The sequence below is a fragment of the Acinetobacter sp. B51(2017) genome (genome assembly GCF_003711395.1).
In the GTDB taxonomy this organism is placed as follows: Bacteria; Pseudomonadota; Gammaproteobacteria; order Pseudomonadales; family Moraxellaceae; genus Acinetobacter.
The window spans coordinates 1-14112 of sequence record NZ_PJRJ01000044.1; the positions used below are offsets into that span (position 1 = coordinate 1).

At 41.6% G+C, this 14112-nt stretch carries 15 protein-coding genes; 3 read left to right on the forward strand and 12 right to left on the reverse strand.

What is annotated here, in order from left to right; translation table 11 throughout:
* Nucleotides 1-136: 136 nt before the first annotated feature.
* Together CYK47_RS13935 and CYK47_RS13940 are read right to left on the reverse strand one after the other, a co-directional pair.
* Nucleotides 137-955, reverse strand: a complete 819-nt coding sequence (locus CYK47_RS13935) for an ABC transporter ATP-binding protein (RefSeq protein ID WP_122902410.1) — start codon at nucleotides 953-955, stop codon at nucleotides 137-139.
* A gap of 17 nt (nucleotides 956-972) precedes the next feature.
* Nucleotides 973-1200, reverse strand: a complete 228-nt coding sequence (locus CYK47_RS13940) for a TOBE domain-containing protein (protein WP_122902411.1) — start codon at nucleotides 1198-1200, stop codon at nucleotides 973-975.
* A 229-nt stretch (nucleotides 1201-1429) separates the two neighbouring features.
* Here CYK47_RS13940 and CYK47_RS13945 point away from each other — a divergent pair, with 229 nt between their 5' ends.
* Nucleotides 1430-2497, forward strand: a complete 1068-nt coding sequence (locus tag CYK47_RS13945; RefSeq protein WP_122902412.1) for a sigma-54 interaction domain-containing protein — start codon at nucleotides 1430-1432, stop codon at nucleotides 2495-2497.
* Here the strand turns inward: CYK47_RS13945 and CYK47_RS13950 are convergent.
* Nucleotides 2494-3099: a TetR/AcrR family transcriptional regulator gene (locus tag CYK47_RS13950; RefSeq protein ID WP_122902413.1), complete on the reverse strand. Its 606-nt coding sequence runs from the start codon at nucleotides 3097-3099 to the stop codon at nucleotides 2494-2496. The two genes, CYK47_RS13945 and CYK47_RS13950, sit on opposite strands and share 4 nt — an antisense overlap.
* 85 nt (nucleotides 3100-3184) lie before the next feature.
* Between CYK47_RS13950 and CYK47_RS13955 the strand changes: the two genes are divergently transcribed.
* On the forward strand, nucleotides 3185-4375 hold the full coding sequence (locus CYK47_RS13955) for an MFS transporter (RefSeq protein ID WP_122902414.1): 1191 nt from the start codon (nucleotides 3185-3187) through the stop codon (nucleotides 4373-4375).
* Between the two features lie 26 nt (nucleotides 4376-4401).
* On the opposite strand, the gene CYK47_RS13960 is transcribed toward CYK47_RS13955, so the two are convergent.
* Genes CYK47_RS13960 through CYK47_RS13995 form a run of 8 tightly spaced genes read right to left on the reverse strand, consistent with a single transcriptional unit; the run spans nucleotide 4402 to nucleotide 12548 of the window.
* On the reverse strand, nucleotides 4402-5235 hold the full coding sequence (locus CYK47_RS13960) for an ABC transporter permease (RefSeq protein WP_122902415.1): 834 nt from the start codon (nucleotides 5233-5235) through the stop codon (nucleotides 4402-4404).
* A 24-nt stretch (nucleotides 5236-5259) separates the two neighbouring features.
* Nucleotides 5260-6072, reverse strand: a complete 813-nt coding sequence (locus CYK47_RS13965; protein WP_122902416.1) for an ABC transporter ATP-binding protein — start codon at nucleotides 6070-6072, stop codon at nucleotides 5260-5262.
* Between the two features lie 15 nt (nucleotides 6073-6087).
* Nucleotides 6088-7098: an ABC transporter substrate-binding protein gene (locus tag CYK47_RS13970; RefSeq protein ID WP_122902417.1), complete on the reverse strand. Its 1011-nt coding sequence runs from the start codon at nucleotides 7096-7098 to the stop codon at nucleotides 6088-6090.
* 5 nt (nucleotides 7099-7103) lie between these two features.
* Nucleotides 7104-7922, reverse strand: coding sequence for an ABC transporter permease (locus CYK47_RS13975; RefSeq protein ID WP_122902418.1), 819 nt, complete (start codon nucleotides 7920-7922; stop codon nucleotides 7104-7106).
* Between the two features lie 3 nt (nucleotides 7923-7925).
* Complete coding sequence (locus tag CYK47_RS13980) at nucleotides 7926-8750, reverse strand: ABC transporter permease (protein ID WP_122902419.1); 825 nt, start codon at nucleotides 8748-8750, stop codon at nucleotides 7926-7928.
* Nucleotides 8747-9988, reverse strand: a complete 1242-nt coding sequence (locus CYK47_RS13985) for an MFS transporter (RefSeq protein WP_164709219.1) — start codon at nucleotides 9986-9988, stop codon at nucleotides 8747-8749. The genes CYK47_RS13980 and CYK47_RS13985 overlap by 4 nt, the downstream gene beginning before the upstream one ends.
* 9 nt (nucleotides 9989-9997) lie before the next feature.
* Nucleotides 9998-11050 carry an ABC transporter substrate-binding protein gene (locus tag CYK47_RS13990; protein ID WP_252150293.1) on the reverse strand — a complete coding sequence of 351 codons (1053 nt, stop codon included), beginning with the start codon at nucleotides 11048-11050 and terminating at the stop codon, nucleotides 9998-10000.
* A gap of 25 nt (nucleotides 11051-11075) precedes the next feature.
* Nucleotides 11076-12548, reverse strand: a complete 1473-nt coding sequence (locus CYK47_RS13995) for a porin family protein (protein ID WP_122902422.1) — start codon at nucleotides 12546-12548, stop codon at nucleotides 11076-11078.
* A gap of 522 nt (nucleotides 12549-13070) precedes the next feature.
* Here CYK47_RS13995 and CYK47_RS14000 point away from each other — a divergent pair.
* Nucleotides 13071-13352, forward strand: coding sequence for an ArsR/SmtB family transcription factor (locus CYK47_RS14000; RefSeq protein ID WP_122902423.1), 282 nt, complete (start codon nucleotides 13071-13073; stop codon nucleotides 13350-13352).
* A 34-nt stretch (nucleotides 13353-13386) separates the two neighbouring features.
* On the opposite strand, the gene CYK47_RS14005 is transcribed toward CYK47_RS14000, so the two are convergent.
* Nucleotides 13387-13818, reverse strand: a complete 432-nt coding sequence (locus CYK47_RS14005) for a PH domain-containing protein (protein ID WP_122902424.1) — start codon at nucleotides 13816-13818, stop codon at nucleotides 13387-13389.
* Nucleotides 13819-14112: the final 294 nt, after the last annotated feature.

Sequence of the window (14112 nt, forward strand, 5' to 3'; positions counted from 1 at the left end):
ATCAATTGTGCAGAATAAAGTTGTAAACTCGAACATAGGATGGCTGGTTAATAAAAGTGTGTGGTAACTCTCTTATTAACTCAGTCATCTTTTTTTTCAACTGAATTTCTTATCCATGATTCGGGTTTATATAGTATTACCATGCAAATTTAAAATCATGAAATTGATTATTGTCTATCTTAGCAATATCAATACTTTCATCGGCAAAATCAAGCAAGATATCATTTTTTAGATTAATTAAGCGTATATCTTCACGCTGCCGTGGATGTGGCACATTGATATTTACAATGCGTTTAATTCGCCCTGGATGCGGTTGCATCACGACCACGCGATCGGCTAAATACACCGCTTCATCCACATCGTGGGTGACCATAATCATGGTTATTTTTTCATGCTGCCAAATACGCTGTATTTCATCTTGCAACTTGTGTCGCGTTAATGCATCCAAAGCACCAAAAGGTTCATCTAATAATAAAATTTTTGGACGATTGACTAAACTTCTAGCAATTGCCACACGTTGGTTCATCCCCCCAGACAGTTGCGATGGAAAGGCGTCTTTAAACTTGCTTAAACGCACTAAATCCAAATGCTCAGCAATGATGTCATCTTCTTGTTTACGCGAAAGTTGACTGTTATGTAAGGCTACGCGTACATTTTCTTGCACACTCAGCCAAGGAAAGAGCCGATGATCTTGGAACACAATACCGCGTTTTAAACTTGTGCCCTGAATCAGCTGTCCATCCATTTGAATTTGGCCTTGGTATTCGGTTTCAAGTCCTACCAATAAGCGCAGCAGCGTAGATTTACCACAGCCACTACTGCCTACAATACTAATAAATTCACCGGCTTGAATATCAAGGTTAATCTGCTCTAACACTTTCAGCTGGCCTTTGCTACTTTGTGGATAGCTTTTATGCAAGGCTTGAATCGAGACAGCGCCTAGCGAGTCACTCATAGCATATTCCCTCCCCTTTATGCGCTCGTACTCAATTTAGCTAAGGAAACTTCAGTGGATTTAATTAACACCACCACTTTAGAACCAATGCTTAAGCCCAAATCTTCAACTGAACGGGTACTAATAATAGAAGTAAAAATACCAGCCTTGGTTTCGACGTTAATTTCTGAGACCACAGGTCCAGTCACGATTTCATGTACAATGCCTTTAAATTGGTTACGAACGTTAACAGATGTAATTGTCATTTATTTTCTCTAATGTCTATTGCGTAGATTCAATATAATCAATTTTTATTCGGCAAGTTATCTCGATTTTTTATTTAGTTATATAGCAGACATTTATCTTATTTTAAGATAACCATGTGCATTTTTATTTTATCTCACAAGCGCATAATCTCTTCTCGATATATTATTTTAAGTTTGTTGATTTTTCATTGATGATAATGCCAATTTAACAATTACAAGTGATAACAATATGTCGATATATACACATCCACTCAGCCAAACCAAACAACATGTACGTGCACGGGCCAATATTTTTGTCGATCCTTTATCGCAAGCCTTACTGTCGCGTATGCAACAAATTGCGCCTAGTGATGCCAATGCCTTAATTATTGGCGAAACCGGTACTGGTAAAGAGTTGGTGGCACGGCAAATTCATGCCTTAAGCCATCGTAAATATGGGCCTTTTATTGCGGTCAATTGCGGGGCTTTAACAGAAAGTTTGGCGGAAAGTGAACTATTTGGTCATGAAAAAGGCGCATTTACCGGTGCAGTCAATAGCCGCATTGGTTGGTTTGAAGCAGCACATAACGGTACCTTATTTTTAGATGAAATTGGTGATTTATCTTTAAGTATGCAGGTCAAACTGCTACGGATTTTGCAAGAACGCGAAATTGTACGTGTCGGTTCTTTAAAGCCAATTCCAATTAACGTACGGATTATTGCTGCCACGCATGTTGATTTAGAACAGGCCGTGCGTGAAGGGCGGTTCCGCGAAGACCTCTTTTATCGCCTTTATGTAGCTTTGCTAAATATTCCTAAGCTTGCTGATCGTCGCCAAGATATTCTACCTTTGGCAAAATTTTTTGTCGAGCGTTATCAAACTGACCCACACGCCACACCCTTAAAAATTAGCGATTTAGCAGCCAAAAAGTTGTTACAGCATCGTTGGCCGGGCAATATTCGTGAATTGGAAAATACCATTCATCATGCGGTTTTAGTCAGCCAAAATGGTTGGATTGAACCAGAGAACATTAGTTTTTCTAGCCTATCACAAGCCAAAGCACCCGTGTTAAGCCCGTTTAAATTAGCAAGTGAAATTCAAAGCGCCAGCCAAGCCGAAGTCTTATTACAACATACCTTTGAGCAATTATTTGCAGCCGCCAATCAGCTCGATACCAATATTAATGATTTACTTGAAGGACAATTTATTCGCTCGGCTTATCAACACTGTCAATATAATCAGGTGCATACAGCAAGGCTATTAGGTGTAACGCGCAATGTGGTACGGACACGCTTAATTAAATATGGCTTACTTTAAGCAAATAAAGCATGAATTTGCGCCTGAAACAACGCTTGTAAATCAACAGGTTGTTCAGGCGCTAAAATGCCATTATGCAGTATACCCATCCAAATCGGTGCCATGACCAATAATGCGTGTTGCTTTGCATCGATATGTTTTTGCAGTTCACCACGTTCTATCGCTAAGCGCAGCAATTTTTCAACTTCTAATAAGTTGGGTAAATAAATTTTATGGTAGTACAGCTCGCGAATTTCATGAAACTGGCTACTTTCTTTTAAAATTAAGCGGGCAATATCCGCTCGTCCTGCTGACTCTAAAGTGGCTAAAGCCAGCAACATCTCTTGTAGAATGAAATCTTTGACTGAAATCTCAGCTGTAATTTCATGGTGTTGAATTGGGTGATATGTCTCTTGAATTAAGTAATCAATCACACCTTCAAGCAATGCCGTTTTGGTTGCAAAATACGAATAAATTGTCCCTTTGCCCACCTCAGCCGCCAAGGCAATATCAGCGATTTTACTGGCAGCAAAGCCATGGCCATTGAATTGTGCTAAAGCAGCTAAAATAATGCGCTGCCGTGTAGCCGTGGTTTTAGCAACAGATGGACGACGTTTTTTCATTGAATAGATCTCGTACAATAAAATTGACCAGTGGTTCACTTTTACATAAAATTGACCCAATGTTCATTTTTAAATTTGCCCAATTATGCAGGATTCTCCCTCCTTTGCCCAGTATATGATCTTGGCACTCTGCTTAGTGTTGGGTGCGATTAGTACAGCACTTGCCAGCCCACTCTACGCCCTTTATGTTTCCGCTTGGCAGATCAGCACCAGTGAAATTGGCTATGCCTTTATTGCCTATATGTTGGGCGTGGTGTTTACCTTACTATTTTTAAACGGTTGGATTGGGCGTTATGGCTACAAGCGCACAGTGGTGCGTGGCTTAATCGCCAGTATTTTAGGTTTGGTGTTTTCGGCATTTTCCGCAGATATTTGGCAGCTCTGCGCGGCACGTTTTTTAATTGGCATTTCATCAGGCTTGCTATGTACCGCCACTGTGATTGGTTTGGCACATAAATATCCATTTTCTAAGCCACATCAAGCAGGAAAATTATCCTCGCTGATTACCGTGGTGGGTTTTGGTTTAGGCCCAATTTTAGGCGGCGTGCTCGCAGATCAATTCGCTGCGCCGCTAATCACGCCTTATTTAGTCATTGCCAGTTTATCTTTACTGGTGTTAATCGCCTGTTATTTTGTTCAAGCGCCTTTACCCAACCATAACAGCGGTAAAATCAGTTTATGGAGTACCCCCGTTCTGCAAGATGATCGGCGTTTATTTTGGGTATGCGCGGTCATATCAGCCTGCTGCTTTGCGGCATTTAGTTTATATGCTGCGCTTGCCGGTACATTTTTAAAAGAATTGCCGCTCAAATCTTCTGCCACTTTAACGGGTAGCGCGATTTCTTTAATTTTATTGGTGTCATTTTTAGCCCAGCTAAGTAGTAAATTTTGGCGCGAAATTACCTGTCTCAAATTAGGTGGCATTGGTTTAAGCTTAGGTTGCTTATGTTTGTTTTTAGCCCAAGCCACCCATCAGTTCAGTTTTTTAGCACTTAGTGTCATTTTGATTGGCCTTGGGCATGGCTACAGCTTAAATCCGGCTTATTTTTTTATTGGCAAACTGGTGAAAAAACAACACAGCGGCGTATTATCCAGCTTTTTACTGATTGCTTACCAAGGCACAATTTGGCCAATTCTGCTGTCTAGTTTAATCATTGACTATTTTAATGTGCTGACCTCAGTGGCTGTGTTTGCTATTTTAATTTTTATTTTAGTGGCATGGGTATTTATACAATTGCCTAAATTACACTTAGATGAGCAAAAGCCGATCCTATGATCGGCTTTTTTAGCTTAACGTGTCTATTATTCCACAGGATTTTTCTTCCATGCGGTAAAGTGCTTTTCAATGGCCAATAAACCATAGTTAAAACTTAAACCCACCAAAGTCATGACTAAAATGCCGACAAACATCGCTGGAATTTCAAAACTAAATTGCGAGTACATAATTAAATAACCCAAACCTGCTTTGGCACCAAACATTTCCACCGCCACCAAAGCCAATACCGAAATAGCGCCCGCTAAACGAATACCCACAAAAATGGTTGGGACTGCCGCAGGTAAAATGACTTTACGAAACAGTTGATACGGTTTTAGCCCCATGGTACGTGCCGATTTAATCAATAACGGATCGACATTTTGTACCCCAGAAATTGTGTTCAATAAAATTGGCCAAGTGCAAGCATAAACCAACAAACTAATTTTAGAGACTTCACCAATGCCTAAAAATAAGATAAACACCGGCATTAAGGCCAAAGCTGTGGTATTACGAAACAGCTCTAATAAAGGATTTAAAGTTTCCGCCACCAATTTATACCAACCTAAAATCAATCCCATTGGAATGGCAATCATGAGTGCCAATGCAAAGCCAATTAAAGAGCGGGTTAAACTGACCGAAATATGCGTCGCTAATTGTCCGTTGGCGTATAATTCCCATGTGGTGTGTAATACCGTGGAAATCGGTGGTAAAAATGCTGCACTGACGATGCCAATCCTCGGTAGAATTTCCCACAATAAAAAGAATAAAATTAATGCAAGCGAACGTTTAAAGATGCTATTTAACCAGGTGAATTGTAATCGTGTCTGACGCTGGCTATACGGTTTTGGATAAGCCAAAGTATTGTGTTCTAGATTCGACATAGTATTTCCCTCAATTTTTTGACATTAGGCATGTTGTAATTGTTTATTCTTTTCAAAGGCTTGCGCTTTAATCACTTCTTCACTCAGCTGCGTCCAAATATGATGACGGATGTGCCCATATTCTGGGCTAGAGCGAATATCTTGACCTTTGCCTTGAATCATTTCGGGAATATCAATCACCTGTTTTACCCGCCCTGGACGTGAGGTTAAAATTGCCACCCGCTGACTCAAATAAATCGCCTCATCAATACTATGGGTAATAAAAATAATGGTGCTGCCCGATTTTTTCCAAATGTTAATCAGCTCTTCTTGTAGCGTTTCACGGGTTTGCGCATCTAATGCAGCGAAGGGCTCATCCATGAGTAAGATTTCTGGTTCATAGGCAAGGCTACGCGCAATCGCGACACGTTGCTTCATACCACCAGAGAGTTCATTGGGATAATGCTGTTCAAAACCCGCTAAGCCGACCAATTTTAAGTAGTATTCGGCTTTTTCACGGCGGGTCTTTTTATCTACGCCTTTAGCTTCTAAACCAAACTCGATGTTTTGTAAGGCATTCAGCCATGGATAGAGTGCGTACTGTTGAAACACGATGCCACGATCTAAGCCCGGCCCTGTGATGGTTTTACCATTGAGTAAAATTTGTCCATGGCTAGGTTTAGTCAGGCCCGCCACTAAATCCAGTAAAGTTGATTTACCACAACCGGATGGCCCTACAATGGAGACAAATTCACCTTGATGAATGTCTAAGCTAATATTTTCAACTGCGACAAAAGCTTCTGCGCCTTTAGCCGGAAATTCTTTACGTACATGGTCAAGTTTAAGTGCGATGGTCATTCTTCTTCTTCCTGATTAATGTTCCGTCTTGGCATAGGGGTTGCCGACATTGCTAAAAATGCTTTCGGCTTGAATTTGATTGGGTTTTAGTTTGCCTACCGCCTGCATTTGTGCGATCCATGGGGCAAAATCTTGCGCTTTTTGTACACCACCTACTTCATCGACACCATAGCCCACAAAGTAAGGAATTAATGCCTGATTTTCTTTGCGACCGCGTTCTTGAATAATGCGGCTAAAACGCGCTTGAACCTGCTCAATCGGCGTGGTTTGCAACCAATGATGGGCTTTGGCGACACCCGCGACAAAGGTGTGATAGGCTTCTGGCTGCGCTTCAATAAAATCTTTACGCATTGAATAGCTGCCGGCGGTAAAGCCACCATATAAATCAATATCAGCAAAGATTTTGCGTACGCCACCGTTTTTTAAGGCACGTTTTTCTAAAATATTAGAGAACACTGCCACATCAATTTGACCATTCCTTAAGGCTTGTTCTGAGCTAATCGGAGGCAATAAAATCATTTCCACTTGGGCAATTTCATCTTGGCTTAAACCGGATTTTTGTAAGTAATCGCGCAGCACAAAATCATAATGCGCACCAAAGGCATTCATCGCGACTTTTTTGCCAATAAAATCATGTGGTGAACGAATCGGACTGTTTTCTAAGACATAAAAACCCACCGACTGTGCTTGATTGCTACCATAAGAAGCCACTACAGGCACCACATCTAAGCCCGCTGCCACCACTTTGACCACGGCACCATTAAACGCTGAGGCAAAATCGACATCGCCTGCCACAAGTGTGAGTAAATCTTGGGGACCACCTTGCACTGTACCCACATAATTAAGTTTTAAATCGCCCAAATAACCTAAATCTTGGGCTAACTCTGCTAAGTTGACTAAACCTGCGGTACTTTGATAACGCAGTTCTGTAACTTTTTCTCCTAGCTTGGTACGGTCACTGACACAACCCACACTGCTCAACGCTGCACATAGACTTAAACTCAAGGCTGCAATTATTTTTTTCATAGCCCTTACCTCGCTTGCCACGCCAATACACGGCGTTCAATCGTAATTAAAATTCGATTAAAGAAAATCCCTAAACTGCCAATCGCCAACATGCCCACGATAATCAGTGCGACATTAAATTGTTCGCGACCACGAATGACTAAATTACCAATACCTACGCCATAGTTAGCTAGTAAGAACTCGGAACCCACTGTCGCAAGCCACGCGAAAATTAGTCCCAGTTGCAAGCCCACAAAAATTTGTGCTGCAGCGCCGGGTAAAATGAGTTTTTTATATCGATAAGCCCAAGAAAATTGATACACGGCAGCCACTTCACGGTGTTTATGCGAAATACTGCGGATGCCTTCAAGGCTATGCAGCGCCACGGGATAAAACACCGATAAAGTAATAAATAATACTTTGGCACCATTACCTGTACCTAAGAAGCTGGATAAGATTGGCAACCACGCAAATAAAGAAATTTGGCGCAGCATGTGAAAACTAGGTGCGAACAACCAATTGGCAATTTTTGAGCTGCCAATCATTAAGGCAAATACAATCCCTAAGCTGGCGCCAATCACATAACTCGTTAAATTACGCAGTAAACTGGCTGCTACACCTTGCCAAAAAATGGCATCGCTGAAGGTCTCTAACAAAGTGCGTAGCACCTGTGCCGGTGATGGCAACAGCTTTGGATCCACCCAAGCATTGGCTGAGGCAATGCTCCATAATAAAATTAAGGCAAATGGAAAAATAAGGGCTTGTCCAAAGCGAATACTGCGTCGCTGCCAAATTTTTTGTTCTGGCAAGGAAGCTTGTGTGGTATTAGAAACAATGCTACTCATCTGTTAACTCCTCACCCGCGTTGCATAATAACGGCTATATTTTTCAATCTGTCCTAACACACCATCTAAAACAAAACCTGTGATCCCAATCAGCACAATGCCCATAAAGACGATATCCATTTGCATGAGTTGACGCCCCCATACCATTAAAAAGCCAATCCCCTCACTACTTGCCAATAATTCGACAAACACCAAAGCCAACCACGCTTGCATCACACCTTGACGTAAGCCACTGATCATACTCGGCAAACTATTGGGTAAAATCACTTTAAAAAAGCGTTGCGCGGCTGAAAACTGATAGACTTGGGCAACTTCTAAAACCTGCTGAGACACGTTTTGAATGCCTTTGATGGTGGCGACCAATACTGGGGTAATCACAGCAAATGAAATTGCGACAATTTTTAGAGCCTCATCAATGCCTAAAAAAATCATTAACAATGGAATCCAACCAATAATTGGAAACTGAGCAAGTAAATTCAGCGTTGGCAACACATAGTGTGTCGCGGTTTTTGATAGCGCAAACCAAATTCCTAAAGTCAATGCGATACTACTCCCAAGCAAGACACTCAGTGCAATACGCTCCGCACTGATGCGAAAATGCATATGTAATTCACCGCTTTGCCATAAATCCACCGTGGTCAACCATACCCACTCAGGTGCAGGTAAAATTTGTTCTGGCAACCACTGCCGTTGAAATGCCGTCCACCATAAACACAGGAGTAGCATCGGTAAAACAAGTGCACACAGCAGTGCTAAAATCGTCTTTAAGCTTTTGAAAAATAACTGCCTCTGCCAAGGGACCGACGCAGCCTGTTGAATATGGCTCATGGTTCTTGCCTCTGTAATGTTGGATCTGCATCCTGTTGTAAAAATTCTTGAAAACTTAAACTTTTAAAAATAAATAGCGTCATGGCGAAAAAGGCCAAAGCAATCGGGCCAAATAAGTTTTGTAAGCCAATGGAGTGCCCTAAAGCTGCCCCAGCGAGGCCCCCCAATAAACCACCTGCCGGGCCAACCAATGCCAACAGTGGTGAAATTTGATGCATTGACGTTTGCTCACCAACTTTGGCAAAGGACATAAAATTGGCGATATGTACCATGCCAAGCCCTAAGCCCAAACTTAAGCTGGCAGGCCAAAGCCAAAAGGCACTTTGCGCGAGGCTTAAACTCAGCAAACCAGCACTAATGAGTAACAAACTAATTAAATAAAATTTGTAGTAACCTAAAATTTCAGCCAATGCACCCAAACTAAATACACTCCCGACAAACACTAGGCCTTGTACGGTCAATAACATCACTGCCAATGACGCCTCAAACGCAAACTGTTGAATCGCGATCACCACAATAAAAAAACCAAAGTAGCTATTGGCGCTATTGCTTAAAAATTCCAAACTACAAATGGTCCGTAGCTGTGGTTGGGTTTGAAGTAGCTTTAAGGGTGCGACCAGATCACGCCATGCAAATGCAGCTTGTGCGGTCTGTTCGGCACTGTGTTTAAAGCAAAAAGGTGCTAAACCGATGGCTAATACAAATAAAATCGCGACTGCAACAAAGGCCCATTGATAGCCCAAAATTTGTAAGGTCCATGCCCCTAAACTCGGTGCAATCAGAAAAAAGCCCAGCATATGCGATCCGCGAAACCAACCGGCTTTGGTTGGTCCTAAGGCACGTAAATGGCTTAAAAATACGCTATGAATCGCCACAAAGCGCATTGGCAAAACAAAGCTGACCAAAGCGGTAATAAGGAGTAAATACCAAGCGCTATTGAACCAAGGCTGCACGCTATACAACACAGCAGCGAAGACACTGCCTAGGCTAAAAATACGCAAGCTACCAAAACGCTGCACCAATACCCCAACCGGTAAAGCCATAATCAGTAAGCCAATACTTTGTGCCGCAGCAATTAAACCCAATTGCAGTTCACTGGCCTGAATGTGTACCGCATACAAGGAGGTGACGACGCGAGCCACCCCCACCGACAGACCTGCCAAAATAGTCAGCCCAATAAAGCTAGTTCTAAATTGCAAACTTAAAGGCGCTGTTTTAGCAGTGTCTAAAGCTTTCATCATGCCCCCTTATTTGGCTTGACCTTTGGCATTAAATTGCGGCCAATAGTTTTGTAAATTCAGATCTTTCAGGGCATTGTTTAAGTATTTGGGTTCATACCAAGTTGCGGTATCCACATCACGGCGGATTAAACGCGCATCTTTAGCAATACGTACGGCATCATTCATTTGTGTACGATGAAATTCATCTAAAAGTGGGGTCATACGCTCTTTAATCGCACCCCCTGCCCAGTCTTTTTGATAGTCTAATAATGGCGTACCACTTTGTGACCACAGCTTGTATTGCGCTGTACGGTTGGCTTCTTGCGAACTCCAATGTGCCTGCTTGACCAATGTCGTTACTACACGCTGTACCACTTCAGGATATTGTTTTTCAAAGCTTTCATTGACCCAAAAACTCGATAACGGTGCTACAGTACGATCATTAATGGTGGTGAGACGTTTAGCAACGCCACGTGCTTCTAGGCTCCATGGTGAAACCAGCGTGGCATCAATATCTTTGGTGGCGAGCGCAGCACGCGCCGAGTAAGTATCTTGGCTAATAATGCGTACATCTTTTTCTGACAGACCATGACGTGCCAAAACACGATTTAAGGTAATTTGACCATTGGTGCCCTTAAAGTTAGAGATTTTTTTGCCCTTTAAATCAGCAATGGTTTTGGCAGTTGAATCTGCGGGTACCACCACATGTACCGGCCCGAAACGACCAGAACTGAGTAATAGTTTGGTTTTTAAGCCGGTTGAACGCCCTACAATTGAAGGTAAATCGCCTTGTGCTGCAAAATCAACTTTACCGTTGGCTAAGGCTTCATTGGTTGCTGGCCCCGCACCTGGGAAGAAGAGCCAATTAACTTTAATGCCATCTTTTTTAAATTCTTCTTCTAATACACCACGTAAATGTACCGTGGCAATATAACCGCCACCCACTTTCGGTTTACCGCCTTCACCAGCACTCGACATCGAAATACGGATTTCTTTAGGGTTGGCCGCCTGTACACTCAAACTTAAACCTAAAGCAGATAATGCCAATAATGTTGCAGTTAAACGTTGTGAAATTTTCATCATAAAGTCCTTGTTTTAAATTGAATTAGAAGGTGTATTGAAATTGTGCGAGTACTTCGCTGTTATCTTTTTGACTTGCTGTTTCAAGTTCATATAAATACTGATTAAGCTGTAGTTGTAATTTGGTGGTTTGTGCAAAAAACAGGTTTAAACCCAACGAGTGAATGTCATATTCACCTATGCGTCCACTCACAGGATCTTGATAATCTTTGACTTTGTTATTGGGGTTAAAGCGGTCAAAACGGTAATATCCTTGAATCGATTTCGGCCAAAAATCATCAAATTTTGCGTTAGATTTAATGCTGTTATAGAATTGATCACCCAAGGTATAAAACGCAGTAAAGGTATGCCCTTCTGATTTGGCAATATTTAAGCCCAACACGCTAAGGTAGTCGGTTTTACCTTGGATATATTCATAAGTTGCGCCAAATGGGGCATGGTTGTAATACACATCAAAACCGAGACGATCACGCTGTGCTTCATCTGTGGCAAAGCCAAAGTTGCTGATGCGCGATTCACCTTTTAAGTAGCTAGTACCCACTTTCAGCTCACGTAACCAACTGTTGTAGTTGACTGGCAAAGTAAATGCGGCACGCGCAATCCAATCTTTGCTGTCATTGTCATCAGTTTTGTTGCTGCCATTGCCGTTGCTGACCCCAAGCGCATATTCAAACAATGGCGCACGATAATTGGCACCATAGTCGACAAAAGGTTTGGCATCACCGCGAATAATTAAGCCATTTTGACGGGTAAATAAGCCTAAATTGGTCGCAGCTGAGGCATAAGTAATAGTTGGACGTAAATCTTCCGGCGATTGCACATCTAGACCAAATGGCAACAATTGCTGTCCCAATGTGGCATTGAGTTTGGCGGTTTCTAAACCTGAGTTGGTCGACAAAACGTGATAACGTAAAAAAGCATCTAATAAGTTAAAGTTACTGTTATTACTGCCATCATTGCGTTTTGAATAGCCATATGACAATTGATAATCAAGGTTTTTGCCTTCGTTATAGTCTTTATATAAATTACCGCGTACCCCAATTAAAGCTGTCGCAATATCAAACGTCGATTTGGCACTATTGGGTGCATTTTGGTGATCTTGTGCTTGGGCACGTACCTGCACCGTGCCGTACAAATTGGTATCGCGGGTTGATTTCACCGTTTGACGTTCATATTGGCGCGATTGATCATATTTATAGTTTTCTAATTCGCTACGTACCCCCTCAAGGTCATCAGTACTGACCAGTTGAACGTGTTGCTCTTCACTTGCGTCTGCTTGTGTATCCACATCTAAAGCAATTTCAGTTGCATTTATATTGGAGGGCGTCTCTGTAACTGACGCTGTTTGTTGCTCTAGTTGTGCAATACGTTGCTGCAAACCGGCCAAATGCTGTTTTAAACTCTGTAATTCTTGCTGTACATCTTGCGCCAATACGCTTGTGCTTGATAAAACTGTAGCAACTGCCAAAGCCAGCGTTTTTTTTGTTAATATTTTCACTTACCAATTCCTAAAGCAAAGCAATCCCTCACACAGCAACGTGCGTGCGTTTTTTGTCAGGGAAATTAAAAAATGTGTCGCGCAGTCGTTGCGCTAGGTTTTACAATGACATGGCGTCACAACACATTGGTGCATTGCGAGGTGTACAAATAACGAGGGTCAGGAGTTGAGCGTGAATCATGAAGGTTCCGTTTTTTCTTAAATGAATGACAAGCTATATATCAATAAGCATGCCAATAATTTAAGTTATTGTTTTTATTAAAATTAAAAATAAATTCTGACTAAACCTGTTGGATTTAAAACGTTTTTAGTGTTGCTTTAGCAACAGATGAGGATTTGGCATTATTATTTTTTCTCGGTCACTTAGCACTTTATCCACTATATGTAAAAAGTAGCCCGATTTTATTGGACTTGAACTCGCCTGCATTTTCGTCGCATAACGGATCCTTAAACAGGCTTGTTTTCAGGTTGAATTATGTTATCGTGCCAAGATACATAGATTTTTGATTGTTTTGGTGTGCCATGCTGAATTTAGACCATCTTGCTGTACTGCATGAACATTTAACTGCTTTGACACGTCCTTATGCACTTGCTGTACTGACCACCCTTGCTGAGCAGCCGTTGACTGTGGAGCAGTTGGCGCAACATCTGGATATCAGTGGCAGCACGTTAAATCAAACTTTAATGGCCTTACGTAAAGCACGCATGATTACTTTACAAAAACAAGAAACGCATTTTGTATATATCATCAGCGATCCGCAGGTGAAACAATTGCTCGTGCAGATTGAAAAAATTTACGCATGATCATTTGAAGAGCTGCTGAGAATCAGGCGGATTGTTACTTAGGCTTTTTTGCTAAAGCAATTTTTTCAGCCAGGTGCTGACAAAATACTGCGCGCTCTTTGGGCGAAATCTGCAAGCTTTCATGCAATCCATTCAGCACATAGATAATTTCTACTCGTTGGATCGATAACGCGGGTGCAGACGCAAAACTTACACAGGTCTGCATACTTTGAATATGTTGAAATTCAATCTGCCATCTAAAGCACATACAGCGGATTTCTAAGGCATGTTCACTCAGCCAATACTGGGTACTAAAAAAGGGTAGCCAAATACAATAAATGACGAGCATTAAAATCATAATACTCAGCAGCATAGTCCATGCAAATGGGCGGCTAAATAGCAGCTCATACGCACTATAAATCAACAATCCACTGAGCCCAGCCAAGAGTATGGCCAACCACAGATCAATTTTAGATTGATATCGCATATGCCTCCATGCTTATCTATGTATTGTTAGCTGTATGCTAAAGGTATGTGGCAGTTTTACACAACATGAAATTGCTTCAATCTTAAGACTTGTATACAGCGTTGCGAGGTTTAGCAGCTATGTGATGAGAGAGTGATTAATAGTAAATGATTATATTGACAAATATGGACATACATATACAATATGGGTATTAAATTTCAAACTACTTATGATGAGAAACTTAACTGTAAGCCTAAAGAAAGTAGAGCAAGACCTCGCTTATTTTGTATCCCCTAACAATAAAGATGGATTTAT

Bases quoted from the DNA above. Each gene is read 5' to 3' on its own strand.
- CYK47_RS13985 (WP_164709219.1), bottom strand. From the start codon at position 9,988: ATGAAAGCTTTAGACACTGCTAAAACAGCGCCTTTAAGTTTGCAATTT.
- CYK47_RS13990 (WP_252150293.1), bottom strand. From the start codon at position 11,050: ATGAAAATTTCACAACGTTTAACTGCAACATTATTGGCATTATCTGCT.
- CYK47_RS13980 (WP_122902419.1), bottom strand. From the start codon at position 8,750: ATGAGCCATATTCAACAGGCTGCGTCGGTCCCTTGGCAGAGGCAGTTA.
- CYK47_RS13970 (WP_122902417.1), bottom strand. From the start codon at position 7,098: ATGAAAAAAATAATTGCAGCCTTGAGTTTAAGTCTATGTGCAGCGTTG.
- CYK47_RS13975 (WP_122902418.1), bottom strand. From the start codon at position 7,922: ATGAGTAGCATTGTTTCTAATACCACACAAGCTTCCTTGCCAGAACAA.
- CYK47_RS13940 (WP_122902411.1), bottom strand. From the start codon at position 1,200: ATGACAATTACATCTGTTAACGTTCGTAACCAATTTAAAGGCATTGTA.
- CYK47_RS13950 (WP_122902413.1), bottom strand. From the start codon at position 3,099: ATGAAAAAACGTCGTCCATCTGTTGCTAAAACCACGGCTACACGGCAG.
- CYK47_RS14005 (WP_122902424.1), bottom strand. From the start codon at position 13,818: ATGCGATATCAATCTAAAATTGATCTGTGGTTGGCCATACTCTTGGCT.
- CYK47_RS13945 (WP_122902412.1), top strand. From the start codon at position 1,430: ATGTCGATATATACACATCCACTCAGCCAAACCAAACAACATGTACGT.
- CYK47_RS14000 (WP_122902423.1), top strand. From the start codon at position 13,071: ATGCTGAATTTAGACCATCTTGCTGTACTGCATGAACATTTAACTGCT.
- CYK47_RS13955 (WP_122902414.1), top strand. From the start codon at position 3,185: ATGCAGGATTCTCCCTCCTTTGCCCAGTATATGATCTTGGCACTCTGC.
- CYK47_RS13960 (WP_122902415.1), bottom strand. From the start codon at position 5,235: ATGTCGAATCTAGAACACAATACTTTGGCTTATCCAAAACCGTATAGC.
- CYK47_RS13965 (WP_122902416.1), bottom strand. From the start codon at position 6,072: ATGACCATCGCACTTAAACTTGACCATGTACGTAAAGAATTTCCGGCT.
- CYK47_RS13935 (WP_122902410.1), bottom strand. From the start codon at position 955: ATGAGTGACTCGCTAGGCGCTGTCTCGATTCAAGCCTTGCATAAAAGC.